The sequence below is a fragment of the Streptomyces sp. NPDC051243 genome (assembly GCF_044455405.1).
Classification (GTDB): domain Bacteria; phylum Actinomycetota; class Actinomycetes; order Streptomycetales; family Streptomycetaceae; genus Streptomyces.
Window position 1 is genome coordinate 159,984 of sequence record NZ_JBITES010000018.1, and the last position, 24,673, is coordinate 184,656.

A 24,673-nucleotide genomic window follows, 5' to 3' on the forward strand; every position below is an offset into this window, starting at 1 on the left:
GGGCGGAGGTGCTAACTTAGGTAAACCTAAGCTTGGAACGAGGGAGGCCAGTGATGGCGCTACGCCCTGCCCGCAAGCCGCGGAAGCCCCACTCCGCGCAGGTCATCCGTACCGAACGGCTGACCCCGCACATGCAGCGTGTGGTGCTCGGTGGTGACGGACTCGCCGATTTCACGGCGGACACCTGCACGGACCATTACGTCAAGATGCTGTTCTCCCCCGCCGGTGTGAGCTACCCCGAGCCCTTCGACCTGGAGCGCATCCGCGAGGAGCTGCCGCGCGAGCAGTGGCCGGTGACGCGGACGTACACCGTGCGGGCCTGGGACCCCGAGCACCGTGAGCTGACCCTGGACTTCGTGCTGCACGGCGACGAGGGCCTGGCCGGCCCCTGGGCGATGCGCGCCCAGCCGGGCGAGACCGTGCGGTTCATGGGCCCGGGCGGCGCCTACGCGCCCGACCCCGACGCCGACTGGCATCTGCTCGTCGGCGACGAGAGCGCGTTGCCCGCCATCGCCCGCTCCCTGGAGTCGCTGCCCGACGGCGCCACGGCGTACGCCTTCGTGGAGGTCGCCGGCCCGGAGGAGGTGCAGAAGATCGACTCCGATGTGGAGGTCGACTGGCTGCACCGCGGCTCCCGTCCCATCGGTGAGGCGCTGGTCGAGGCCGTGCGCGCGCTGGACTTCCCGGAGGGCCGGGTGCACGCGTTCGTGCACGGCGAGGCGCACTTCGTGAAGGAACTGCGCCACATGCTGCGGGTCGAGCGCGGCGTGCCCCGGGAGGACCTGTCGATCTCCGGCTACTGGCGGCTCGGCCACAACGAGGACGGCTGGCAGGCCTCCAAGCGGGACTGGAACGCGCGGATCGAGGCGGAGCAGGAGGGGGCGAAGCCGGCCGCGTAGTCCCGTACCGGCTTTGGGAGTAGTCCCGTACCGGATTTTCAAGGGGCGGCACCTTCACAGGTGCCGCCCCTTCACGGTTCCCCGGTCCTCACACCGACCGCTGGTACGACCGGAAGGTCCGTATGGACAGCCACACCGCGGCGACGGCAAGCGCCAGCAGCCCGCCGCCCCGGAGGAGGACGTCACCCCAGTCGGGCCGGCCGGACATGGCCGAACGGCCCGCGACCATCGCCCAGTCGAGCGGGTTGAAGTCGGCGACGTGCCGCATCCAGCCGGGCATCTGCGACGGCGCCATGAAGGCGGAGGACAGGAAGGTCAGCGGCAGCAGCAGGAAGGTGTTGATGCCGATGATCGACTCCCGCTCCCGCACCAGCATCCCCAGCGCGTTGGACAACGCCCCGAAGATCGTCCCGAGCAGGACCGAGGCGAGGACCAGGACGGCGACGCCCACGGCGCCGCCCGGGTAGTCGGCGCCGCCCAGCAGGCCGAGCAGCACGATGACGACCGACTGGAAGGCGGTGACCAGGCCGTTGTTGACGACGTTGCCGTTCATCAGCGCGGCCCGGCTGACGGGTGTCGTCAGGAACCGGTCGAGGGTGCCCCGCTGGATCTCGTCGAGCGTGCCCATGCCCGCCCACAAGTTGGAGCTGAGGGCGCTCATCACGACCACGCCCGGCACCAGGTAGTCCAGGTACGAGGTGGTGCCGAAGCCGCCGAGTTCGACGACCTTCTTGAAGAGGCTGCCGAACATGAACAGCCAGATCACCGGCTGGATCAGGGTGATGACGGCGTACGCGGGCTGCCGTACGAACACCATGAGTTGACGTTGCGTCATGTACCAGGTCTGGGCGACGGCGGTACTCATCGCGCACCTCCGGTCCCGGCGAGGACGAGATCCTCGGCGCTGTCGGCCTCGGCCTCCGCATAACGGCGGCCGGCGTAGCGGAGGTAGACGTCGTCGAGGGACGGGCGGGCGACGGTCGCGGTGGCGACACCGACCCCGGCGCGGTCGAGCGCGGCGAGGAGCGCGGGCACCACGGCGGCCCCTTCGTCGGCGCGGACGCTGACGCGGCGCCCGTCGACCAGCACCTCGTGCACACCCGGCAGTCCGCCGAGGGCGCCCTTGAGCAGCGTACGGCCTGCTTCGCCGACCGCTTGGGCCAGCTCCACATGGACGGCGTCACCGCGGAGTTCACCCTTGAGGGAGTCCGGGGTGCCCGCCACGACGACCCGGCCCCGGTCGACGATCGCGATGCGCTCCGCGAGCCGGTCGGCCTCCTCCAGGTAGTGCGTGGTGAGCAGGACGGTCAGGCCGTCCTCGCCGGCCAGCCGGCCGATCTCGTCCCACATCGCGGCTCGGGTCTCGGGGTCGAGGCCGGTGGTGGGCTCGTCGAGGAAGAGCACCTCGGGCCGGTGCACCAGGCCGAGGGCGACGTCGAGGCGGCGGCGCATCCCGCCGGAGTAGCCCTTGACGGGGCGGTCGGCGGCGTCCGTGAGCCGGAAACGGTCGAGCAGCTCGGCGACCCGGCGGCCGAGGCCGGCGCGGCTCAGACCGTGGAGCCGCCCCTGGAGTCGGAGGTTCTCCCGGCCGGTGGCGACCGGATCGGCACCGGAGTTCTGGGCGACCACGCCGATCGCGCGCCGCACCCGCTCCGGGTGGCGCAGCACGTCGTGGCCGGCGACGGTGGCCGAGCCCGAGTCGGGGCGGGCCAGGGTGGTGAGGATCTTGACGGTGGTGGACTTGCCGGCGCCGTTGGGCCCGAGGAGGCCGAAGACGGTGCCCGGCTCGACGGTGAGGTCCATGCCGTTCAGAGCGGTGACATCGCCGTAGGACTTGATCAGTTGACGCGCCTCGACTGCGGGCGCGCGGGTGGACCCGCTGCTGGTACTCATGACGACTGCTCTCCTGGTGAGCGGACTCGTGATCGATCCGCGTGAGGAGCGCCGGGCTATCCTGGGTGTGCCGCACCTCGATGACCCGGTTCTGCCCCACGGCGGATCCGTTTCGGGGTTCGCGACCCCGGCGGAGCTGCTGCAACAGCCCTGCCGGGGCCTTCTCATGATGTGAACTCGGCGGGGAACTCCCCCGTTTCATGGAATCGCCGCCACGCCTCGACGCCCGGCAGCGAGCCTTTCCTGATCTCCTCGAGGAATCCGCCGACCCATTGCGCCTGCGCCTCGACCATGTGCAGTTGGTACTCGACCTCGATGAGGAACAGCCTCGGGACCCTCTCGTAGAGCTTCTCGAGCGCGCCCCGGCCACTCGCCACCTGCACCTCCAGCGAGCTCAGCCGCATCTCCAGCAGCCGTGCCACGTCGTCGGGAGGCAGCACCGCCAGCAGGGAGAGGGCCGTCTCGAAGATCGGGTACTCCTTGGCGGGCACGGCGACCAGGTCGGACAGCCACTCGGTCATCTCCTCGCGCCCGGCCTCGGTGAGCCCGTAGACCGTGCGCTCGGGGCGGTTGCCCTGGCGTTCCACGCCGGTCACCTCGACGAAGCCGTGCTTCTCGAGGTTCTGCACGACCGTGTACAGCGAGCCGTAGTTGGTCTTCGTGCTGGCGTCCTTGCCCTGACTGCGCAGGGTCTGGGCGATCTCGTACGGATGCATCGGCTTCTGCCAGAGGGTCGTCATCACGGCGAGCGCCAGGGGATTGCTGAGTTTCCGGCGCTTCCTCGCCATGAGTGACCACCTCGCTTCCGAATATCCGTAGCCGAACATATCGCGAGTCACGCAGTCTCGTCAATGGACACGATGTATCGCGATCGCGGCTTGCCGCAAAGGGTCGGCTGCGTCCACCGTGAGGACCTGGGACCAACCCAGACATGGGCACGTCATGCGAACGAAACAGCCCCTCCCTAATTTCTGTCGCCCGACAGGAATTCTCGCGCCGCTGTGCGAAAGCAGGTTGCCGCCATGACGAGCACCGCCCCCGCCGCCCCTCGCCCCGACCCGCCGCTGGATCCTGACGAGCGCGTACTCGCCGGATTCGGGTACCCCCAGGAACTGCACCGCAGCCTCGGCCGGTACGCGTCCTTCGCGGCCGGCTTCTCCTTCATCTCCGTCCTGACGACCGTCTTCCAGTTCTTCGCCTTCGGGTACGCGTTCGGCGGCCCCGTCTTCTTCTGGGCCTGGCCCGCGGTCCTCGTCGGACAGTTGCTGGTCGGGGCGTGCTTCGCGGAACTGGCCGCGCGCTATCCGATCTCGGGCGCGATCTACCAGTGGTCGTCACGCCTGTCGAACGTCACCTTCGGCTGGTTCGCCGGCTGGATCATGGTGATCGGGCAGATCGTGGTGGTCGCGGCGGCCGCACTGGCGCTGCAGATGGTGCTGCCCGCCATCTGGTCCGGCTTCCAGCTCATCGGCACCGACCCCGCGCCGACCTCGGCGGACGGCGCGGCCAACGCGGCCCTGCTCGGCGTACTCCTGCTGGTCCTCACCACGCTCGTGAACCTCATGGACAACCGTGTGCTGTCGCTGGTGAACCGGGTCGGGGTGACCGCCGAGATCATCGGCGCCGTACTGATCATCGCGCTGCTGCTGACCCACTCCGAGCGCTCCCCCGGGATCACCTTCCACACCGAAGGTGCCGCCCAGTCAGGCCTGTTGGGCGCGCTGCTCGTCGGCTCGTTCACGGCGGCATACGTGATGATCGGCTTCGACAGCGCGGGCGAGATGAGCGAGGAGACCCACCACCCGCGCCGCACCGCGCCCCGCACGATCCTCACCGCGCTGGGCGCCGCCGGCCTGCTCGGCGGCCTGCTCGTCCTCGGCGGGCTGCTCGCCGCCCCCAGCCTCACCGACGGCCGGCTGGCGGTGGACGGCCTCAGCTACGTCCTGACGAGCAGCCTGGGCGACGGCGTGGGCCGGGTGCTGCTGGCCGACGTGGTGGTGGCCATCACGGTGGCGACCCTCGCCATCCAGACGGCCGCCTGCCGGATGCTGTTCTCGATGGCCCGCGACGGCCAACTGCCGTTCTCCCGCCGTCTGGCGAAGGTCGACCCGCGCACCGGCATGCCCGCCGCGCCCGCGGTGGTCGTCGGCGTCCTCGCGGCGGCCCTGCTGCTGCTCAACTTCGCCTCACCGGAGGCGTTCCTGGCCATCGGCACGACCTGCATCGTGATGCTGTACCTGGCGTACGCGATGGTCACCGGCCCCCTGCTGGTCGCCCGCCTGCGCGGCCGCTTCACCACCACCGGCACCGACGAGACGGGCGCCCGCCTGTTCTCCCTCGGCCGCTGGGGCATCCCGCTCAACGCCCTGGCCCTGCTGTACGGCCTCGTCATGAGCGTCAACCTCGCCTGGCCACGGGCGGCGGTGTACGACCCGGCGGGTGGGCACTGGTATTTCCAGTACTTCACCGTGCTGTTCCTCGGCGTGACGGTGCTCGCGGGTGTCGGTTTCCGGATGTACCGACGGCGGACGGCGCCCGTGACCGTCCCGGAGACGACGGCACCCGAAGCCGCCGGCTAGGTCGTGTCCGCAAAGTCCCGTCGTCCGCCCGCGGGGCAGGCGGGACTTTGCGGACACGGACTAGCGTCGGCCCCGGCGGGGCGTGGAGCGTGCGGCTGCGGGGCGGAGGAGCCGGTGTCGGTCGGTCCGCCCTGGCTCAGTCGCCCTGCACGCGCGCGTGCAGATGCATGTCGTGCCAGCCGTCCCTGTGCAGGGCCGAGCTGCGCTTGGTGCCTTCCAGGAGAAAGCCGGCCTTGGCGGCGACGCGGCAGGACGCCTCGTTGCGGACGGCGTGCAGGAGTTCGAGGCGGTGGAAGCCGATGTCGTCGAGCGCCCAGCGGGCCAGGGTCGTCGTGGCGCGGGACGCGACGCCCCGGCCGCGTGCCTCGGCGGTGGTCCAGTAGGCGAGCTCGGCCGTGCCGTCGTCGAGGTGGATCTCGCGCAGGGCGACGCGGCCCAGCAGGTGGTCGGTTTCCGCGTCGACGACGGCCCACTGGGGCGCCCGCTCCTGCGCCCAGGCCTGCTGCCACTCCTCGATCCAGCCGCCGACCTCCTCCACGGAGTCGGCGGCACGGATGTGCCACTGATGCATCACCGGGTCCTGGAAGGCCGCGTGCACGGCGGGCGCGTCCTCGGCCCGCCAGGGGCGCAGAAGGAAACCGTCGCCGGAGGGAAGCGTGGGCTGCGGATCGCGGGCGAGGGTTCCGGCGGGCAGGACAGGGCTGGTCAGAAAGGGCATGTGCGGGATCCTGCCAACGCGCCCGGGCGGGTCCAACGGAATTTTCCGGCGCCGTACGCTTGATCGTGATGAGACGCCGTACGCCACCCCCGCCCTCCCCCCTGCCGCAGCGCGACGGGATCGACGCGGTGCGGGTGCGGCTGCCCTTCGGCGGGTCGTGGGCCACCGTACGGGAGCATCTCGTGGAGCGGCTCTCGGGGGCGGGGCCCGGGGTCGTCGCCGGGATGTTCGACTCGGGGCTGGTCGTCGGGGCGGACGGGAATCCGGTGGCTGCGGACGCGGCGTATGTGCCGGGGATGTTCGTGTGGTTCCACCGGGAGCTGCCCGAGGAGGTGCGGGTGCCGTTCGCGGTGGACGTGGTGTACCGCGACGAGCACATCGTCGTCGCCGACAAGCCGCACTTCCTGGCCACGACGCCGCGCGGCGGTCATGTCACCGAGACCGCGCTGGCGCGGCTGCGCCGGGAGCTGGGACTGCCGACGCTGAGCGCCGCACACCGGCTCGACCGGCTCACCGCCGGGCTGGTGCTGTTCACTGTGCGGCCCGGGGAGCGCGGCGCGTATCAGACGCTGTTCCGCGACAAACGGGTGCGCAAGGAGTACGAGGCCGTGGCGCCGTACGACTCCGGGCTCGCCCTGCCGCGGACCGTGCGCAGCCGCATCGTGAAGGAGCGCGGGGTGCTCGCCGCGCGGGAGGTCGAGGGTGAACCGAACGCCGTCACGTACGTCGAGGTCGTAGAACACCGTGAGGGGATTGCCCGGTACCGGCTGACGCCCGCCACCGGGCAGACCCACCAGCTACGGGTTCATATGAACGCCTTGGGCGTACCGCTCCTCGGCGACCCGCTGTACCCGGAGGTGACCGCCCCCGCCCCGGCCGACGACTTCCGGCGTCCGCTCCAACTGCTGGCGCGGTCACTGGAGTTCACCGATCCGGTGACGGGGGTGGCACATCGGTTCCGGAGCGCGAGGACCCTTGAGGCATGGGCCTCGTACGCCGGATGGAGGGCGGAGCAGCCCGGCATCTGAGCACGAGTGCCCCCGTGCGGATGCCGGACACCGACCCTGATACGCCGCTCAGTTACCCCTGAACCACCGCAGGAACCGCCGCCAAGCCCCCTTCCGCCGGGCCGGTTCAGGCGCCGCCGGAGCCGGCGCCGGAGTCGGCGTGGGCGACTGTTCTGCTGTCGGCTGGGCGGTCGGGGCGGCTGCCGGCTGGGACTGGGGCGTGCCGACCTGCCAGGTGGCGCGCTGGGGCGGGACCGGGGCGTGGCCCGGCTTCTGCATCACGTCCTGCGGCGGTTTCGGCGCGAAGCGGACCGGCAGTTCCACCAGGTGGGCCGACATCATCGACTGCCGCCACTCCAACTCCTCCTCGGCGCAGTCGAGTTCCACGTCCGGCAGCCGCATCAGGAGCGCGTCGACGCCGACCTCGGCGATCGCACGGCCGATGTCCGCGCCGGGGCACTCGTGCGGTCCCCCGCCGAACGCGAGGTGGGACCGGTTGCCCATCATGTTGGCGGACAGGTCGGGACGTACCCGGGGGTCGACGTTGCCGGGGGCGGGGGCGAAGAGCAACCCGTCGCCCTTGCGGATGTGCTGACCGCCCAACTCCGTGTCCTGCTTGGCGAAGTAGCCCAGGACCGCGCTGAACGGCGGCTCGTCCCACAGGGACTGCTCGACCGCCTCCGGCACGGTCATCTGGCCGCCGCTGAGCTGGGCGCGGAAACGCGGGTCGGTGAGGACGACGCGCAGCACGTTGGCGAGGAGGTTGGCGGTGGCCTCGTAGGCCGCGATGAGGACGACCCGCAGGTGCTGGCCGACCTCCTCGTCGGTCAGCCGCGCCGGGTGGTTGATCAAGTGGGTCGTGAAATCCTCCTGCGGCTGGGCCCGGCGCTTGCCGGTGAGCCGCATGAGGGCCTCCATGATGTACGCGTTGCTGGCGATGGCGGTCTCGGTGCCCTTGAGCATGTCGCGGGCGGCCTCGACGATCCGGTCGTTGTACTCGTCGGGCATACCGAGGATCTCGCACATCACGGCCATGGGCAGATGCTCGGCGAACTGGGCGACCAGGTCGGCGCGGCCCTCCTCGCAGAACCGGTTGACGAGCCGCTGCGTGGAACGGTTGATGTGCCGGCGCAGACCCCGGTGGTCGATGGTGGACATGGCGCCGGTGACCGCGCCGCGCAACCGAAGGTGTTCGTCGCCCTCGGCGTGCGAGCAGATCGGCTGCCAGGTGATGAGCGGCATCAGCGGGTGGTCGGGCTTGACCATGCCCTCGAGGAGCGGGGTCCAGATACGGCTGTCCCGGCAGAACTGCGAGGGCGTGCGCACCATGTGCAGGTTCTCGGTGTGGCCGAGGACCACCCACATCGGCACGTCGTCGTGGAGCAGTACGGGCGCCACCTGCCCGTGCTGCTCGCGCAGTTGCTCGTACAGCTCGGCCAGGTCCTCCGCCTCGTGGAGCCGGTGCAGTCCTCCGGGTCCGAGTCCATGGGCCGGGCAGCCGGGCGGCGGGGCGGGAAAGGCGTCGTGCGTACCGGTCGTGGAAGGGGATTCAGGCGTCACAGTGGTCGCTCCGAAGTGGATCCGGTGTCAGGGGAGTCGTCTGGGGAGTTGCGTGGGGTTATGGGGAGTGGTCCGGCGAGTCAAGTGCCCTGCGGGTGCGGGCGATCGGGGAGCCCGGCCCGAACGCGAGCCAGGCCTGGGCGCACCCTCCCTGGGCGCACCCTCCCTGAGCGCGCCCTACCTCAGCGCGCCCGACATGGCGAGCGAGTGCAGGAAGTGCATCAGGGTCATCAGGACGTCACGGCTGGACGCCCGGCGGCGTGCGTCGCACTCCACGATCGGGATCTCCTCGTCGAGGTCGAGCGCCGCGCGCAGATCGGCGATGGCGTAACGGGGCGCGTCGGGGAAGGAGTTGACGGCGACGACGAACGGCACGCCGCGCTCCTCCAGTCGCCCTATCACGTCGAAGCTGACTTCGAGCCGACGCGTGTCGATCAGCACGACCGCGCCGAGCGCGCCCTCGAACAGCCCGTTCCACAGGAACCAGAAGCGCTCCTGGCCGGGCGTGCCGAAGAGGTACAGCACGAGCTGGTCGGTGATGCTGATCCGGCCGAAGTCCATGGCGACGGTGGTGGCCGTCTTGGAGTCCGAGCCGAAGTTGTCGTCGACGCCGATGCCGGCCTGCGTCATGGTCTCCTCGGTGGTCAGCGGCCTGATCTCGCTGACCGAACCGACCATGGTCGTCTTGCCGACCCCGAAGCCGCCCACGATCACGATCTTGACCGCGGCCTCTGCCGTGTGCGGCAGCTGATCCTCGGTCCGTGGACCGGGGATGGTGTCAGAGCCTTTGAAGTCCATGCATCACCGCTTCGAGAAGGGACCGGTCGGCGACGGCCTGGCGCACGATGGGGGCGCGCGCCGTCACCAGGTCGGCCGTCAGCATGTCGGTGAGCAGGACCGTCATCGCGCTGAACGGCAGACTGAGATAGGCCGAGAGCTCGGCCACGGACAGGGGGGTCGTGCAGAGCCGGAGCAGCGCCGCCTGCTCGGGCGCGGCGGAGGGCGGTGGGTCGGCGCTCGCCACGATTAAGGTGACCAGGTCGAGCTCGGCGCGCTCGGCGCCGTCCTTCCCGGCCACCACGAAGAGCCGTTCCGGATTCTTCTTCTGCCTCGGCTGGGACAGTCGTGGGGGCGGTTGTCCTTTGGGGTATCGCCGTTGGCGTTGCGGAGGAGTCATACGGTCTGCCCGTTGCGCCTCGACGGACTGGTGAGATGGGCGCCGATGCGGCCGACGAGGTCGGACATGCGGTTGCTCATCAGGCCCGGTTCGGCGAACGTGTCGGAGAGCACGGCGAGATAGGCGTTGGCGCCGGCGGCCATCAGATAGAAGTAGCCGCCGTTGATCTCGATGAGGACCATCTTCATCTTGCCGTCGCTGTTCGGGATCTCCGTGGCGACCGCGCTCGCCAGGCTCTGCAGGCCGGCGCAGGCCGCGGCGACGCGGTCGGCGGTGTCCGGGTCGCCGCCGTAGCGGGCGATGCGCAGGCCGTCGGCGGAGAGCACCACGATCATCTCGATGCCCGGTACGCCGTCGTGGAGCTCCTTGAGCATCCAGTCGAAGTTGGCGCGCTGCTGGATCACTTGTGGTCCCCCTCGTCGTCGGCCTCGCGGCGGGCCGGTTGGGTTCGCGGCTGGAGTGTGTAGGGGTCGGGCTTGTCCTTGAGGCCGTTCCAGAACGCCTCGACCCAGGCACCGGGAGCGGGTTCGTCCTTCTCCGGCTCGGGCACGGGCTCGGGTTCGGGCTTCGGCGTCGACCAGACGGTCGGCCTGCCCTCCCGTTCGGCCCGTTCGATGGCCGCCTGCTCGGCCAGGCGCTTGCTGAGCGGGGTCTTGACCCGGCTCCGGCGCTGCGGCAGGCCGCCCGCGGTCCACTCGGTGACCACGGGGACGTCGTCCTCCATGGAGACCGTGGCGGGGATCTTCGGGCTGGTGGGGCGTCGTTTCTTGGGCGTGCGCTTGGGGCCTTCGAGCGCACCGGGTCCGAGCTTGGGCGCCGACACGGCACCGATGCCGTGCGCGTATCCGGGCGCGGGGTCGGTGGTCAGCATCTCGCGCGGGATCACCAGGACGGCACGGACGCCGCCGTACGCGGAGGTGCGCAGGGAGACCTGCATGTTGAAGGCCGTGCACAGGCGGCCCACGACGGCGAGACCGAGTCGCGGGGACTCGCCGAGTTCCTGGAGGTCTCCGCCCATCTTGGCGCGCTCCAGCATGCCCTCGACCCGGGCCCGGGCCTCCTCGCTGAGGCTGACGCCGGCGTCCTCGATCTCGATCGCGATGCCGGTCTGGACCTCGGTGGCGGTGACGTGCACCTCGGTCTGCGGGGGCGAGTAGCGCGTGGCGTTGTCGAGGAGTTCGGCAGCGGCGTGGATGACCGGCTCGACGGAGATGCCGCGGACGTTGACCTGGGCGATCGAGTCCAGCTTGATGCGGCGGTACTCCAGGATGCGGGACATGGCGCCGCGCAGCACGCTGTACAGCTGGACGGGGTTGGGCCACTGCCGGCCCGGGCGGCCGCCGCCGAGCACGGAGATGGAGTCGGCGAGGCGGCCGATCAGCATGGTGCCGTGGTCGATGCGCAGCAGGTCGTCGAAGACCTCGGGGTTGCGGCCGTGGTCCTCCTCCATCTCCCGCAGTTCCACGGCCTGTTGGTGGACGATCGCCTGGACGCGGCGGGCGATGTTGACGAAGGAGCGCTGGGCGGAGTCGCGCAGCGACTCCTCGTAGTCGACGATGTCGAGCATCGACTTCACCAGCGCGATCTGCGCCGGGGGGAGTTGGGCGTAGGACGGGTCGATCTCGGCGAGATCGCGAATCACCTCATAGGGTGAATTGCCACAGCGCAACCGATAGATCGCGGCGGGCGTGATCTCCGTGGCGAGGCGGACCATCTCCTCGTCGTGGGCGGCGACACGCCGTTCCAGATAAGCGGTGTGACGGGCGTGCTCGGCCCGCTCGTCCCGCAGGGCACGGCCGCGGCGCAGCACTTCGGCAGCGGATGCCAGCACCAGCAGCAGGGCCACGGCACCGCACACGCCGACGGCCGTCCGGGCCGGTTCCGCCACTACGGCGACGGCGGCTCCGGTTGCCGCGGCCATGACTATGGCGGGCAGCAACAGGACGCGCACGTACGGGAGTTCACGGCGACGGGTCGGGGATTGAACGCTCACCATGTGGGCCCTCTGAAACGAATCGGGTGGGTGTAGGGGGAGCTTGCAGCGGGGTACGTCATGGGTATGCCGGAATCTTCTGCATGTTTGGGAACAAGCGCACGAATACGCCTCAACTCGGTGCGCTGCGGGCGAGCTTAGTCCGACCGGATCATCGCCATGTCATATTCAGCAAGCACCTGAAATGGGGCGCGCGAGAGGAGTACGCTCGGCTCCATTTATACGCTCGGCTTACATTCGTACACGGGCCGTCACGGCGTGCGGGTGTACGAAAGATACTCACCGTGACGGGTGAAGGGTGAGCTTGTGGCGGGGTCCGACGAGGCTCGGACGTCGTTCGGCCGGAGGTTCAGATTCCCGCGATGCGCAGGGCCGCGTCCGCCGTGGCCTCGGCGAACACCGACACCGGGCGCTCCGGGTCGGAGCGGTGGACGAGGATGACGCCCTCGATCAGGCCGAAGAGCAGATCCGTACGCAGGTCCAGCTCGCCCTTCGCGAGCGCGCCGCCGGCGGCCGTGGCGGCGAGCAACTGGCGGTAGGAGTCCTTGAGTTCGGCGCGCACGGCGTGGAAGCCGGCGAAGCGCTCGGCGCGCACCTCGGGCAGCAGGTACAGCCCGCCGAGGTTGTGCGGGCCGCCGCACAGCAGCTCCACGTCCGCGCGGCACAGTTCCCACAGCCGGTCCTCGGCCGGGGTGGCGTCGTCGGCGAGGAGCTCGCGGGCATACGTCAGGGAGGGTGTGACGGTGGACTCCAGGAGCTCGGCGAGGAGTTCCTCCTTGCCGGAGACGTAGTGGTACATCGACGCCTGCCGCATGCCGGCGCGCTCGGCGACGGCGCGGGTCGTGGTGGCGGCGTAGCCCCGGGTCGTGAACAACTCGGCGGCCGCAGCGAGGAGTTCGGCACGCGGCTCCAGCCCGCTGTCCGCCCGCCGAGCCACCCGCGGCCGACCGACCCGTCGGCTTCCCGGCCCACCTGACGTACCCATGGGTTCGATCCTCGCACATGGGGGCGTACGACGATCTCGGCGCGGCCGACGGCCACCGATCACCCAGCTGCGAGCAGGTCACGCTGCGGGGGTGGCAGGCACGGGCCAGACAACCGTTCCGCCCAGCCACGGGAAGCCAACGGTCACCGGGGGACGGCAGACACGGACCAGACCTCATTCCACCCAGCCACGACCAGGCCACCCCGAGGGCAGCAGGCACACGCGGCCGCCTCCTATCGCCAAACCGCGGGGAGGCAACGGTCACCGGAGGCGACAGGCACGCGCGGGCACCTCCTATCGCCCAGCCACGGCCAGGTCACCGAGGGGCGGCAGGCACGCGCAGGAACCTCCTATCGCCCAGCCACGGGGAGGCAACGGTCACCGGGGGCGACAGGCACGGTCGGGCACCTCCTATCGCCCAGGCACGGGAAGCCAACGGTCACGGGGGGCGGCAGACACGGGCCAGACCTCATTCCACCCAGCCACGACCAGGCCACCCCGAGGGCAGCAGGCACACGCGGGCACCTCCTATCGCCAAACCGCGAGGAGGCAACGGTCACCGGAGGCGACAGGCACGGTCGGGCACCTCGTACCGCCCAGCCACGGGAAGCCAACGGTCACGGGGGGCGGCAGACACGGGCCAGACCTCATTCCACCCAGCCACGACCAGGCCACCCCCGGGGGCAGCAGGCACACGCGGTCACCTCCTATCGCCCAGCCGGCGACAAGTCTCGCCGCTGGGGCGGCCCGGGTGGGCGGAACCCCGCCGACGCCAGGGCCGGGCGGCGCGTCCGGACGCCTGGGCGGGCGGTCCGCCGTCGGCGCGGGGAGCCCGGCGCAGGGGCCGACATGCCTTGCGAGCGGCTCCGAATTACGGGAGCGTGGCGGAGGTTGGCCGGGAGACGGGCGCCGGTGGGGTGGGGACCTTGGTGTGGTGCGCGGGGTCCGTGGAGGGGCATCGCCGGAGGATCCACGACGCGAGAGCGGCGCGCCGCGGCGAAGCGCGGCGCGGCAGAGCGCAGACCCTCGAAACGAAGCAGCCCGCCAGAGCCAGGGCCAGGGCCCGGGCCCTGGCCCGCGGAACAGGACGGCCCACGGGAGTCCGGCCCGCAGAACATGCCGACCACCGAGTCCAGCCCGACAGAGCAAACCGCGCTCCTCCCCGCAGAACGAGTCGGCCCGCCCAACGTCAGCCCCACAGAACAAGCCGGCCCACCGCACCCCAGCCCCACAGAACAAGTCGGCCCGCCCAAGTCCAGCCCCACGAATCGCTGCGGCCCACGAGAGGTCCCGCCCCCCTCACCCCCTCCCCCACGAGCCCTCGGTAACTACCCGGCAACGCCCGCGCAATCGCCCCGACCCACCCCGTACCTAATTTCTGTCGGGCGACAGAAATGAGCCCGCAGGCCGTCATCCGAACCGGAGGTCCCGCGTATGGCGACAGAGACCACTTACGGAGCCCGAGACCACGCCCGTGCCCAGGAAGGCTCCCGGACCGAGGCGATGCCCGTCGTGCCGGCGCGGGAGTGGCCGGCGCCGCCCTGTGCGGCGGGGCATCTGGTGTGGGCCGAGACGGTGACGGGCGGCAACTACACGCACCGGGTGCTGGCGCGCGGCACGGAGCTGCGGCTGACCGACCTGCGTGGCGACGCCTGCGCGCACCTGCTGCTGTACGTCGCCGACCGCCCCTGGGAGCGGCTCAACGTCGCCGACACGGTGAAGGTGCAGTGGAACGCCTACCTCGGCGAGGGCCGCCTGTTGCTGTCCGACCAGGGCCGCGTGCTCGCGAGCGTCGTCGCCGACACCTCCGGGCGCCACGACGCCCTGTGCGGCACGTCCACCCTCGCCCGCAACACCCAGCGCTACGGCGACGGCGCCCCTCAGTCCCCGTCCCCCGCCGGCCGCGAACTGTTCAAGCTGGCGGCCGCGAAGAACGGCCTGAAGCCCCGGGACCTGCCCCCGTCGCTGTCCTTCTTCCAGGGCGTCGGGGTGCGCGAGGACGGCACCCTCGACTTCACCGGCTCGGCCGGCCCCGGCGGCAGCGTGACGCTGCGCGCCGAGCAGGACGTGACCGTGCTGATCGCCAACGTGCCGCATCCGGCCGACCCGCGCCCCGAGTACGTCAGCACCCCGCTGGAGGTGCTCGCCTGGCGCGCGGCGCCGACCGCCCCCGACGACCCGCTCTGGAACGCCACACCCGAGGGCCGCCGCGCCTTCCTCAACACCGCCGAATTCCTCGCCGCGAGGGGGCACGCATGAGCGCAAACACGCGCACGGCCACAACCACCACCACGACCATCACCACGACCGCCGCCACCACCGTCGTACCGGCCCGTGCCCCCTGGTCGTCCGTCGTCCACGCCGGCGAGACGCTCACCATCACCGACCTGCACGGCAACCAGGCCGTCGACTTCCTCGTGTACGACGCCCACGACACGTCCATCCGCTACAGCGCGCCGGACACCGTCCACGCGCAGGGCACCATCTTCCTGACCACGGGCAGCGTGCTGATGTCGAACGAGTACACGCCGCTGATGACGGTCGTCGACGACGAGGTGGGCCGCCACGACACGGTCGGCGGCGCCTGTTCCAAGGAGTCCAACACCCTCCGCTACGGCCACCACACCTGGTCGCAGCACGCGTGCGTGGACAACTTCCTCGCCGAGGGCGCGAAGCACGGCCTCGGCAAGCGCGATCTGGTCTCCAACATCAACTGGTACATGAACGTGCCGGTCGAGAAGGACGGCACCCTCGGCATCGTGGACGGCATCTCGGCCCCTGGTCTGAAGCTGACGCTGCGCGCCGAGCGCGACGTCCTCGTCCTCGTCTCCAACTGCCCCCAGATCAACAACCCCTGCAACGGCTTCGAGCCGACGGCGGTGGAGATGACGATCGGGGCCGCCGGATGAGCTTCGACACGCTGCTCGTCGCCAACCGCGGCGAGATAGCCGTCCGCATCATCCGCACGGCCCGCGAACTGGGCCTGCGCACGGTGGCCGTGTTCTCCGACCCGGACCGCTCGGCGCCCCACGTCCGCCTCGCCGACCGGGCCGTACGGCTCGGCCCGGCGCCCGCGAAGGAGTCGTATCTCGACACCGACCTGGTGCTGAAGGCGGCGAAGGACAGCGGGGCCGGGGCGATCCACCCCGGCTACGGCTTCCTGTCCGAGGACGCGGCGTTCGCGCGGCGCTGCGAGGACGCCGGGATCGTGTTCGTGGGACCGACGCCCGAGCAGCTGGAGCTGTTCGGGGCCAAGCACACGGCGCGCGCGGCGGCGCAGGCGGCGGGCGTGCCGCTGGCGCCGGGGACGGGACTGCTGGGATCCCTCGCCGAGGCACTCGAAGAGGCCCAGGTCATCGGCTATCCCGTCATGCTCAAGGCGACCGGCGGCGGAGGCGGTATCGGCATGTCGGCATGTCGATCCGCCGATGAACTGACGCAGGCCTGGGAGCGGGTCCAGCGTGTCGCCGCCGCCTCCTTCTCCTCCGCCGGCGTCTTCCTGGAACGGCTCGTGGAGCACGCCCGCCATGTCGAGGTCCAGGTCTTCGGCGACGGCGAGGGCAAGGTGGTCACCTTCGGCGACCGGGACTGCACGCTGCAACGGCGCAACCAGAAGGTGGTGGAGGAGGCCCCGGCACCGGGCCTCCCACCGCGCATACGCGAACAACTGACCACCTCCGCCCGCGACTTGTGCGCGTCCGTCGGCTACCGCTCCGCCGGAACGGTCGAGTTCGTCTACGACGCCGACCGCGACGAGGCCTGCTTCCTCGAGGTCAACACGCGCCTCCAGGTCGAACACCCGGTCACCGAGGAGATCTACGGCGTCGACCTGGTCGCCTGGATGCTGCGCCTGGCACGCGGCGAGCGCGACGTCGTCCGCGACCCGGGCGCACCACGCGGCCACGCAGTCGAGGCCCGCCTCTACGCCGAGGACCCGTCGCGTGAACACCGGCCCAGTGCGGGCCTGTTGACGCGGGTCGAGTTCCCGAGCGGGGTGCGGGTCGACGGCTGGGTCGAGACGGGCACCGAGGTGACGACGTCGTACGACCCCCTCCTCGCGAAGATCATCGCGTACGGCCCCGACCGCGCCCACGCGCTGGAACGGCTGGACGAGGCGCTGGCCCGCACCCGCGTCGACGGCATCGAGACCAACCTCGGCCTGGTACGGGCGGCGCTCGCCGACCGGAGCTTCGGCGAGGCCACCCATTCGACGGCGACCCTCGCGTCCGTCACCGACCCGACGCCCCGCATCGAGGTCGTCTCCGGCGGCACCCTCACGACGGTGCAGGACTGGCCGGGCCGCACCGGCTACTGGCAGGTCGGCGTACCGCCGTCCGGCCCGATGGACGACCTGTCCTTCCGGCTCGGCAACCGGGCACTGGGCAACCATGAGGGCGCGCCCGGCCTCGAATGCACGCTCCAGGGCCCCGCATTGAGGTTCACGCACCCCACCACCGTGTGCGTGACCGGCGCCCCGGCTCCGGTGACCGTCGACGGCACGGCGGTGGCACAGTGGGAGCCGGTGACGGTTCCGGCGGGCGCCGTACTGGAGGTCGGAGCCCCGGCCGAGCACGGTCTGCGGACGTACGTCCTCGTCGCGGGCGGCCTCGACGTCCCGGCCTTCCTGGGCAGCGCGGGCACCTTCACGCTCGGCCGGTTCGGCGGGCACGGCGGACGTGCGCTGCGCGGCGGTGACGTGCTGCACGGCGGGACCGTCGTCCAGGGGTCGCCCGTGCCGTCGAAGGACCGGCCGGACTTCGGTGCCGTATGGCACATCGCGGCTGTCGAAGGACCGCACGCCGCACCGGAGTTCTTCACCGAGGACGACATCCGCGACTTCTACGCCGCCGACTGGAAGGTCCACTTCAACTCGGCCCGGACCGGCATACGGCTCGTCGGCCCCAGGCCGCGCTGGGCGCGCTCCGACGGCGGTGAGGCGGGCCTGCACCCGTCCAACATCCACGACACGCCGTACTCCGTCGGCGCCGTCGACTACACGGGCGACATGCCCGTGCTGCTCGGCCCGGACGGCCCGTCGCTGGGCGGATTCGTGTGCCCGGCGACGGTGATCAGCGGCGAGCGCTGGAAGCTGGGGCAGGCGCGCCCTGGCGACACGGTGCGCTTCCGGCCGGTGGACGTGACGGGCCGGGAACGTCCCGTGATCGTGGACGGCGGTGTGCTGGCGCGGGACGGCGATGTGACGTACCGGCGCTGCGGTGACGACAACCTGCTGGTCGAGTTCGGTCCGATGCAGCTGGACCTGGCTCTGCGCATGCGCGTCCACGCGCTGATGGAGGCGGTCGCCGACGCGGCCCGGAACGGGATCACCGACCTGACCCCGGGCATCCGCTCCCTCCAGATCCAGACGGATCCGAACCGGCTGCCGCAGCACGAACTCCTCGCCGAGGTGAGGGAGTTGGTCGCGTCGCTGCCGCCCACCGACGAACTCGTCGTCCCGTCCCGCACCGTCCACCTTCCCCTCTCCTGGGATGATCCGGCCACCCGCGAGGCCATCGCCCGCTACATGGCGGGCGTGCGCGACGACGCTCCCTGGTGCCCGTGGAACATCGAGTTCATCCGGCGCGTCAACGGCCTGGAGTCGGTCGAGGACGTGTACCGCACGGTCTTCGACGCGGAGTACCTGGTCCTGGGCCTTGGCGATGTGTACCTGGGCGCCCCGGTGGCGACCCCGCTGGATCCGCGGCACCGTCTGGTGACCACCAAGTACAACCCGGCGCGCACCTGGACCGCGGAGAACTCGGTCGGCATCGGCGGGGCTTACCTGTGCATCTACGGCATGGAGGGACCCGGCGGTTACCAGTTCGTGGGCCGTACGACCCAGGTGTGGTCGGGGTGGCAGCAGCGCGGGGCGTTCGAGCCGGGGTCGCCCTGGCTGCTGCGGTTCTTCGACCGGATCAGGTGGTACCCCGTGGATGCCGAGGAACTGCTGGAGCTGCGCGCGGACATCACCTCCGGGCGGTTCGTGCCGCGCATCGAGGAGGGCACCTTCTCGCTCGCCGGGTACCGGGCCTTCCTGGCGGAGAACGCCGAGTCGATCGCGGAGTTCCGGGGCCGGCAGCGGGCCGCCTTCGCGGCGGAGCGGGACGCGTGGGAGGCGGCCGGCGAGTTCGCCCGGGCCGAGCAGGAGGCCCCGTCGGCCACGCCCGCCGCCGAGGTGGCCGTACCGCCCGGCGGGCGGCTGGTGGAGGCCGAGTTCGCGGCGTCCGTGTGGCAGCTGAACGTGCGGCCGGGTGACGAGGTGACGGCCGGACAGCCGCTGCTCGCCCTGGAGGCGATGAAGATGGAGTCCAGGGTGGACGCGCCGATGGCCGGCGTGGTCGTGGAGGTCCTGGCCAGGCCCGGAGATCAGGTGGAGGCGGGGACGGCGCTGGTCGTTCTCGCGCCCGCCGCGAGCTGAATCCCAAGGAGACCAGCACATGGCGAGCGCTCTGTCCCGTGTCCGCGCCGCCTACGCCCGGATCGAGGCTGTGGACCGCCCCGAGATCTGGATCGACCTGCGGCCGCGGGGCGCGGTCGAGGCCGAGGCCCGGATCATCGACGAACGCGTGGCCGCGGGAGAACGACTCCCTCTCGCGGGCCGCCTGTTCGCCGCCAAGGGCAACATCGACGTCCAGGGCCTGCCCACCACCGCGGGCTGCCCTTCGTACGCCTACGAGCCGGCGGCCGACGCACCGGTGGTCGCCCGTCTGCGTGCCGCCGGCGCACTCGTCCTCGGTACCACGAACCTCGACCAGTTCGCGACGGGCCTGGTCGGCACCCGCTCCCCCCACGGCGCCGTCCGCAACGCACACGACCCTTCCAGGGTCAGCGGGGGTTCCAGCTCGGGCTCGGCCGTCGCCGTGGCGCTCGGCATCGTCGACTTCGCGCTCGGCACCGACACGGCGGGCTCGGGCCGGGTCCCGGCCGCCTTCAACGGCATCGTCGGTCTCAAGCCGACCCGGGGTCTGGTCCCCGTGGAGGGCGTGGTCCCGGCCTGCGCGTCGCTCGACTGCGTGACGGTGTTCGCGCGGACGCTGCCGGAGGCCGAGCAGGCGCTGTCGTTCATGGCGTCCCCGCCCGGCCGCGCCCTGCCCCCGCTCCCCCAGCGCACGCCGGGGCCCTGGCGGATCGCGGTCCCGGCCGTGCGTCAGCTCGGCGAGCTGGACGACGGCTGGGCCGAGGCCTACGAGGCGGCGGTACGGCAGTTCCTCGACGCCGGTGCCGAGATCCGCACCATCGACCTCGAGCCCTTCACCGCAGCCGCCGCGATGCTGTACGAGGGCGCCTTCGTCGCCGAGCGCTACACGGCCGTGGGGACCTTTGTCGACAAGGCGATGTCAGCGGGCGACGACACCCTCGACCCCACCGTCGCCGGCATCATCACCCGTGCCCGCGACATCCCGGCCCACCAGCTCTTCGCCGACCAGGACCGGCTCGCCGCCCTGCGTTCCCGCGCGGAGGCCGAACTCGCCGACGCGGACGCCCTGTTGCTCCCGACCGTGCCCGGTCATCCCACCCTCGCCGAGGTCGCCGCCGACCCGTTGGGGGCCAACGCCCGCCTGGGCCGCTTCACCAACTCCACGAACCTCTTCGACCTGGCCGCGGTCGCCGTCCCGGCCGGTGAGGTCGGCGGCCTGCCGTTCGGCGTGATGCTGATCGGCCCGGCGTTCACGGACGACCGGCTGGCCCGGATCGCTACGCTGCTCCGCCCCGAGGTCCGCCTCGCCGTGGTCGGCGCCCACCTCTCCGGCCAGCCCCTGAACCCCCAGCTCCTCGCCCTGGGCGCCCGCTTCGACGGGACGACCGCCACGGCGCCCGTGTACCGCCTGCACGCCCTGGCGACCACCCCGCCCAAGCCGGGCCTGGTCCACGTCGGCGCGGGGGGCGCCTCGATCGAGGCCGAGGTGTGGCGGCTCCCGGCGGAGGGGCTCGGCCGGCTCCTCGCCGAACTGCCCCGGCCGATGGCCCTGGGGCGGGTGGAGCTGGAAGACGGCAGCCACGTCCCCGGTTTCCTGTGCGAGCCGGGGGCGCTCGCGGACGCCGAGGACATCACGGCCTACGGGGGCTGGCGGGCGTATCTCAGGGGCGGCCGCTGCTGACATACGGGCCCGGAAAACAGCAACGGCAAGGAGTCATCCACTCCTTGCCACTCTCAACTTATAGCGCACTGGGGGGCTTGCGGCAAGGCCCCCGCCGTGCCGCAGAATCACCGGCCGAGGCCAGAATTCTGCGGAAATGGGGAGTCGCGAAGTGCGTGTGCTGTTGTCGACGTACGGATCGCGCGGGGACGTCCAGCCGATGGCGGGGCTCGCGGTGCGGTTGCGGGAGCTCGGCGCGGAGGTACGGGTGTGCGCGCCGGCGGACGAGGAGTTCGCGAAGTTGCTGGCCGGTGTCGGCGTGGAGCTGGTGCCCGTCGGCCCGTCGGCGCGCGCGCTGACGAAGGCGGGGCCGGTGCCGTCGTCCCTGCCCCAGCGTGCGGCCGCGGTGATCGCCAGTCAGCTGGACGTGATCACCCCGGCGGCCGAGGGATGCGACGTGCTGGTGGCGACCGGCATGATCTCGGCCGCGGCCGGCGCGCTCTCGGTGGCCGACAAGCTGGGCATCCCCTCTGTGTCCGTGACCTTCCAGCAGCTCACCCTGCCGTCTGCGGACCGCCCGCCGCTGGCGTATCCGGGACACCCGCTCCCGCCCGACGTGACCGACAACCGGGCCCTGTGGGACCTGGACGCCCAGAACGTCAACGCGCTGTTCGGCGAGACGCTCAACACCAACCGGGCATCGATCGGCCTGCCCCCGGTGGACAACGTCCGTGACTACGTCATCGGCGACCGGCCATGGCTGGCGACGGACCCGGCCCTGGACCCGTGGCAGGAGACGCCGGATCTCGACGTCGTACAGACCGGCGCGTGGTTGCTGCCGGACGAACGCCCGCTCCCGGACGGTCTCGTGGCGTTCCTGGAGGCGGGCGCACCACCGGTGTACGTCGGCTTCGGCAGCATGCCCCTGCACGGATCGGAGGACGCCGCCCAGGTGGCCATCGAGGCGGTCCGCGCGCAGGGCCGTCGCGTACTGGTCGGGCGCGGCTGGGCCGACCTGTCCCTGATCGACGACCAGAGCGACTGCTTCGCCGTCGGCGACGTGAATCACCAGGCCCTGTTCGGCCGGGTGGCCGCTGTCGTGCACCATGGCGGCGCGGGTACGACCACGACGGCGGCCCGGGCCGGCACACCCCAGGTGGTCGTACCCCAGCTGGCGGACCAGCCGTACTGGGCCGGCCGAGTCGCCGAACTGGGCATCGGCGCGGCCCACGACGGCCCGGCTGCGACCTTCGAGTCCCTCTCGGCCTCGCTCGCGACAGCCCTGGCCCCCGAGACCCGTACCCGAGCCACCGCCGTGGCCCGCACGATCCGCACGGACGGGGCGACGGTGGCCGCACGACTCCTCCTCGACGAGATCAGCCGGGACCGGCGGCCCGCATCCGCGTGAACCACGCGAAACAACGCGGAACAGCCGGGCCAGGACCCGGATACACCGCGGTCCACACGCCTTGCCGCACGCGACGGCCGTAAGCGACGTCAGATCGGAGCCCCCGCAGTGACCCCCCTGACCACCAGCGCGTTCGCCCTGCCCGACCGCCTCTCCGCCAAGTCCGACCCCGCCCTGATCACCGGCGACGAGCGGTATTTCGCGGCCCTCGCGGAGTGCCTGGAACAGTCGATCGCCGAGACCTCCGACCAACTCGACGCGGCGCGCAGGGCGCCCGGCGGCCTGGGTCGGCAGGCGATGGACCGGGACACGGAGATCCACCGGCTCACCGCGCGCCTGCGCACCCTGCGCCGCTTCGGCCTGGACCTGTGCCTCGGGCACATGGTCGGCGTGGACGACCCGGAGCCCGTGTACATCGGACGTCTCGGCCTCACGGACAGCTCCGGCCGCCGGCTGCTGGTCGACTGGCGCTCCCCGGCGGCCGAGCCGTTCTTCGGAGCCACCCACGCCAATCCGATGGGGCTGGCCAGCCGCCGCAGGTACCGCTGGACCGGCGGCCGGATCAGCGACTACTGGGACGAGGTGTTCACCCCGGACGGGCTCGAACGGCACGCCGCGCTCGACGACCAGTCCGCCTTCATCGCCAGTCTGGGCGGCAACCGTTCGCCCCGGATGCGCGACGTGCTCGGCACCATCCAGGCCGACCAGGACGCCGTCATCCGCGCGGGATCACGCGGCGCGCTCGTGGTCGACGGCGGCCCCGGCACGGGCAAGACGGTCGTCGCCCTGCACCGCTCCGCCTACCTGCTCCACTCCGACCCCCGTCTCGGTCACCGTCGCGGCGGCGTACTGTTCGTCGGCCCGCACCGGCCCTATCTGGCGTACGTCTCCGATGTCCTGCCCAGCCTCGGCGAGGAGGGCGTGCAGACCTGCATCCTGCGGGATCTCGTCACGGAGGGCGCCGAAGCGGGGGTCGAGCCCGACCCCGAGGTGGCCCGGCTGAAGTCGTCGGCGGAGCTGGTGAAGGCGATCGAGAAGGCCGTCCGGTTCTACGAGGAGCCGCCCGCCAAGGGCATGACGGTCAGCACCCACTGGTCCGACATCTGGCTGAGCGCCGACGACTGGGCCTCGGCGTTCGCGGCGGCGGAACCCGGCACCCCGCACAACGAGGCGCGCGAGCAGGTCTGGGAGGAACTGCTCGCGATCCTGGCGGACAAGCACGAGGGCGACGCCTCGGCGGGCGACGGCGAGGTTCCGGCCGACCTCCTCCGAAGGTCGCTGCGGCAGAACCGGGAGTTGCTGACGGCCTTCAACAGCGCCTGGCCGCTGCTCGAAGCGACGGACCTGGTGGGCGACCTGTGGTCGGTACCGGCGTATCTGCGGATGTGCGCGCCATGGCTCGACCGCGACGAGGTTCACCGGCTGCAACGCGCGAACCCGCAGGCCTGGACGGTGTCCGACCTGCCGCTCCTCGACGCGGCACGGCACCGGCTCGGCGACCCCGAGGCGGCCCGCCACAAGCGCCGGCAGGAGGCCGTCCTCGCCGCCCAGCGCGAGCGCATGACGCAGGTCGTCGACAACCTGATCGAGGCCGCGTCCCACTCCGGCGCCGACGGTGACGACGGCGAGGGCCTGGTGACGATGCTGCGCGGCCAGGACGCCCAGGTCAGCCTGGTCGACGAGTCCGAACTGACCACCACCGACCCGGACCTGCTCGCCGGCCCGTTCGCGCACATCGTCGTGGACGAGGCGCAGGAACTGACCGACGCCGAGTGGCAGATGCTGCTGCTCCGCTGCCCCTCCCGCAGCTTCACCATCGTCGGGGACCGTGCCCAGGCAAGGCACGGCTTCACGGAGTCATGGCAGGAACGGCTGGAACGGGTCGGGCTCGACCGGATCAGCCTGGCCTCCCTGACCATCAACTACCGCACACCGGAAGAGATCATGACGGAGGCGGAGCCGGTCATCCGGGCCGCGCTTCCCGACGCCAATGTGCCGACGTCGATCCGCAGCGGCGGGGTGCCCGTCGTGCGCGGGTCTGTGTCGGACCTCGACTCGATCCTGGCCACGTGGCTCGCCACGCACGCCGAGGGGACCGCCTGCGTCATCGGCGACCCAAAGTTCCAGCCGACGGACCGAGTCCAGTCGCTGACCCCGGAACTGTCGAAGGGTCTCGAATTCGACTTGGTCGTCCTCATCGACCCGGAGGAGTTCGGCGAGGGCATCGAGGGAGCGGTGGACCGCTATGTGGCGATGACAAGGGCGACGCAGCACCTCATCATCCTCCGGTGAGTGCGTGCCCAAAGGGGCGGCGGGGCTGCATCGATATGCGGCTCCGCCACGCGGGCGCGACCAGCCACAACGAACCCCGCACCG

The 24,673-nt window shown here is 71.5% G+C and carries 19 protein-coding genes; 9 read left to right on the forward strand and 10 right to left on the reverse strand.

What is annotated here, in order from left to right; translation table 11 throughout:
• Positions 1-53 precede the first annotated feature (53 nt).
• Complete coding sequence (locus ACIBAG_RS37295; protein WP_399111501.1) at positions 54-899, forward strand: siderophore-interacting protein; 846 nt, start codon at positions 54-56, stop codon at positions 897-899.
• A gap of 88 nt (positions 900-987) precedes the next feature.
• Here ACIBAG_RS37295 and ACIBAG_RS37300 read toward each other — a convergent pair whose 3' ends face one another.
• The 3 genes from ACIBAG_RS37300 to ACIBAG_RS37310 all read right to left on the reverse strand — a co-directional run bounded on the left by ACIBAG_RS37300 (position 988) and on the right by ACIBAG_RS37310 (position 3,580).
• Entirely contained in the window at positions 988-1,764 is a 777-nt protein-coding gene (locus ACIBAG_RS37300) for an ABC transporter permease (protein ID WP_399111503.1), read from the reverse strand.
• A complete protein-coding gene (locus ACIBAG_RS37305) occupies positions 1,761-2,792 on the reverse strand; it encodes an ATP-binding cassette domain-containing protein (RefSeq protein ID WP_399111505.1) in 1,032 nt (343 codons plus the stop codon). Before ACIBAG_RS37305 ends, ACIBAG_RS37300 begins: the two co-directional genes overlap by 4 nt.
• A gap of 164 nt (positions 2,793-2,956) precedes the next feature.
• Complete coding sequence (locus tag ACIBAG_RS37310; RefSeq protein WP_399111507.1) at positions 2,957-3,580, reverse strand: PadR family transcriptional regulator; 624 nt, start codon at positions 3,578-3,580, stop codon at positions 2,957-2,959.
• 234 nt (positions 3,581-3,814) lie between these two features.
• Between ACIBAG_RS37310 and ACIBAG_RS37315 the strand changes: the two genes are divergently transcribed.
• Positions 3,815-5,371, forward strand: a complete 1,557-nt coding sequence (locus ACIBAG_RS37315; protein ID WP_399111508.1) for an amino acid permease — start codon at positions 3,815-3,817, stop codon at positions 5,369-5,371.
• A 136-nt stretch (positions 5,372-5,507) separates the two neighbouring features.
• On the opposite strand, the gene ACIBAG_RS37320 is transcribed toward ACIBAG_RS37315, so the two are convergent.
• Positions 5,508-6,089, reverse strand: a complete 582-nt coding sequence (locus tag ACIBAG_RS37320) for a GNAT family N-acetyltransferase (RefSeq protein WP_399111510.1) — start codon at positions 6,087-6,089, stop codon at positions 5,508-5,510.
• 68 nt (positions 6,090-6,157) lie between these two features.
• Here ACIBAG_RS37320 and ACIBAG_RS37325 point away from each other — a divergent pair, with 68 nt between their 5' ends.
• A complete protein-coding gene (locus ACIBAG_RS37325; RefSeq protein WP_399111512.1) occupies positions 6,158-7,117 on the forward strand; it encodes an RluA family pseudouridine synthase in 960 nt (319 codons plus the stop codon).
• Between the two features lie 48 nt (positions 7,118-7,165).
• On the opposite strand, the gene ACIBAG_RS37330 is transcribed toward ACIBAG_RS37325, so the two are convergent.
• The 6 genes from ACIBAG_RS37330 to ACIBAG_RS37355 form a co-directional block, all read right to left on the reverse strand.
• The gene (locus ACIBAG_RS37330) at positions 7,166-8,656 is read right to left on the reverse strand and encodes a cytochrome P450 (protein WP_399111513.1); all 1,491 of its coding nucleotides are present in this window, start codon (positions 8,654-8,656) and stop codon (positions 7,166-7,168) included.
• Between the two features lie 177 nt (positions 8,657-8,833).
• The gene (locus ACIBAG_RS37335; RefSeq protein ID WP_399111515.1) at positions 8,834-9,454 is read right to left on the reverse strand and encodes a GTP-binding protein; all 621 of its coding nucleotides are present in this window, start codon (positions 9,452-9,454) and stop codon (positions 8,834-8,836) included.
• Positions 9,435-9,833, reverse strand: a complete 399-nt coding sequence (locus ACIBAG_RS37340) for a DUF742 domain-containing protein (RefSeq protein ID WP_399111516.1) — start codon at positions 9,831-9,833, stop codon at positions 9,435-9,437. Before ACIBAG_RS37340 ends, ACIBAG_RS37335 begins: the two co-directional genes overlap by 20 nt.
• Positions 9,830-10,237, reverse strand: coding sequence for a roadblock/LC7 domain-containing protein (locus ACIBAG_RS37345; RefSeq protein WP_031486688.1), 408 nt, complete (start codon positions 10,235-10,237; stop codon positions 9,830-9,832). The genes ACIBAG_RS37340 and ACIBAG_RS37345 overlap by 4 nt, the downstream gene beginning before the upstream one ends.
• A complete protein-coding gene (locus tag ACIBAG_RS37350; RefSeq protein ID WP_399111518.1) occupies positions 10,234-11,829 on the reverse strand; it encodes a sensor histidine kinase in 1,596 nt (531 codons plus the stop codon). The genes ACIBAG_RS37345 and ACIBAG_RS37350 overlap by 4 nt, the downstream gene beginning before the upstream one ends.
• Before the next feature lie 346 nt (positions 11,830-12,175).
• Positions 12,176-12,811, reverse strand: coding sequence for a TetR/AcrR family transcriptional regulator (locus ACIBAG_RS37355; RefSeq protein ID WP_399111520.1), 636 nt, complete (start codon positions 12,809-12,811; stop codon positions 12,176-12,178).
• A gap of 1,434 nt (positions 12,812-14,245) precedes the next feature.
• On the opposite strand from ACIBAG_RS37355, the gene ACIBAG_RS37360 reads away from it, so the two are divergent.
• The 6 genes from ACIBAG_RS37360 to helR all read left to right on the forward strand — a co-directional run bounded on the left by ACIBAG_RS37360 (position 14,246) and on the right by helR (position 24,589).
• Positions 14,246-15,070: an urea amidolyase associated protein UAAP1 gene (locus ACIBAG_RS37360; protein WP_399111522.1), complete on the forward strand. Its 825-nt coding sequence runs from the start codon at positions 14,246-14,248 to the stop codon at positions 15,068-15,070.
• A complete protein-coding gene (locus ACIBAG_RS37365; protein WP_399111524.1) occupies positions 15,067-15,720 on the forward strand; it encodes an urea amidolyase associated protein UAAP2 in 654 nt (217 codons plus the stop codon). The genes ACIBAG_RS37360 and ACIBAG_RS37365 overlap by 4 nt, the downstream gene beginning before the upstream one ends.
• On the forward strand, positions 15,717-19,229 hold the full coding sequence (locus tag ACIBAG_RS37370; protein ID WP_399111525.1) for a 5-oxoprolinase/urea amidolyase family protein: 3,513 nt from the start codon (positions 15,717-15,719) through the stop codon (positions 19,227-19,229). The genes ACIBAG_RS37365 and ACIBAG_RS37370 overlap by 4 nt, the downstream gene beginning before the upstream one ends.
• Before the next feature lie 19 nt (positions 19,230-19,248).
• A complete protein-coding gene (atzF, locus tag ACIBAG_RS37375) occupies positions 19,249-20,910 on the forward strand; it encodes an allophanate hydrolase (protein WP_399111527.1) in 1,662 nt (553 codons plus the stop codon).
• Between the two features lie 199 nt (positions 20,911-21,109).
• Positions 21,110-22,297, forward strand: coding sequence for a glycosyltransferase (locus tag ACIBAG_RS37380; RefSeq protein ID WP_399111618.1), 1,188 nt, complete (start codon positions 21,110-21,112; stop codon positions 22,295-22,297).
• Between the two features lie 108 nt (positions 22,298-22,405).
• The gene (gene helR / locus ACIBAG_RS37385; RefSeq protein WP_399111529.1) at positions 22,406-24,589 is read left to right on the forward strand and encodes an RNA polymerase recycling motor ATPase HelR; all 2,184 of its coding nucleotides are present in this window, start codon (positions 22,406-22,408) and stop codon (positions 24,587-24,589) included.
• Positions 24,590-24,673: the final 84 nt, after the last annotated feature.

Bases quoted from the DNA above. Each gene is read 5' to 3' on its own strand.
- ACIBAG_RS37295 (WP_399111501.1), top strand. From the start codon at position 54: ATGGCGCTACGCCCTGCCCGCAAGCCGCGGAAGCCCCACTCCGCGCAG.
- ACIBAG_RS37300 (WP_399111503.1), bottom strand. From the start codon at position 1,764: ATGAGTACCGCCGTCGCCCAGACCTGGTACATGACGCAACGTCAACTC.
- ACIBAG_RS37305 (WP_399111505.1), bottom strand. From the start codon at position 2,792: ATGAGTACCAGCAGCGGGTCCACCCGCGCGCCCGCAGTCGAGGCGCGT.
- ACIBAG_RS37310 (WP_399111507.1), bottom strand. From the start codon at position 3,580: ATGGCGAGGAAGCGCCGGAAACTCAGCAATCCCCTGGCGCTCGCCGTG.
- ACIBAG_RS37315 (WP_399111508.1), top strand. From the start codon at position 3,815: ATGACGAGCACCGCCCCCGCCGCCCCTCGCCCCGACCCGCCGCTGGAT.
- ACIBAG_RS37320 (WP_399111510.1), bottom strand. From the start codon at position 6,089: ATGCCCTTTCTGACCAGCCCTGTCCTGCCCGCCGGAACCCTCGCCCGC.
- ACIBAG_RS37325 (WP_399111512.1), top strand. From the start codon at position 6,158: ATGAGACGCCGTACGCCACCCCCGCCCTCCCCCCTGCCGCAGCGCGAC.
- ACIBAG_RS37335 (WP_399111515.1), bottom strand. From the start codon at position 9,454: ATGGACTTCAAAGGCTCTGACACCATCCCCGGTCCACGGACCGAGGAT.
- ACIBAG_RS37340 (WP_399111516.1), bottom strand. From the start codon at position 9,833: ATGACTCCTCCGCAACGCCAACGGCGATACCCCAAAGGACAACCGCCC.
- ACIBAG_RS37350 (WP_399111518.1), bottom strand. From the start codon at position 11,829: ATGGTGAGCGTTCAATCCCCGACCCGTCGCCGTGAACTCCCGTACGTG.
- ACIBAG_RS37355 (WP_399111520.1), bottom strand. From the start codon at position 12,811: ATGGGTACGTCAGGTGGGCCGGGAAGCCGACGGGTCGGTCGGCCGCGG.
- ACIBAG_RS37360 (WP_399111522.1), top strand. From the start codon at position 14,246: ATGGCGACAGAGACCACTTACGGAGCCCGAGACCACGCCCGTGCCCAG.
- ACIBAG_RS37365 (WP_399111524.1), top strand. From the start codon at position 15,067: ATGAGCGCAAACACGCGCACGGCCACAACCACCACCACGACCATCACC.
- ACIBAG_RS37370 (WP_399111525.1), top strand. From the start codon at position 15,717: ATGAGCTTCGACACGCTGCTCGTCGCCAACCGCGGCGAGATAGCCGTC.
- atzF (WP_399111527.1), top strand. From the start codon at position 19,249: ATGGCGAGCGCTCTGTCCCGTGTCCGCGCCGCCTACGCCCGGATCGAG.
- ACIBAG_RS37380 (WP_399111618.1), top strand. From the start codon at position 21,110: ATGGCGGGGCTCGCGGTGCGGTTGCGGGAGCTCGGCGCGGAGGTACGG.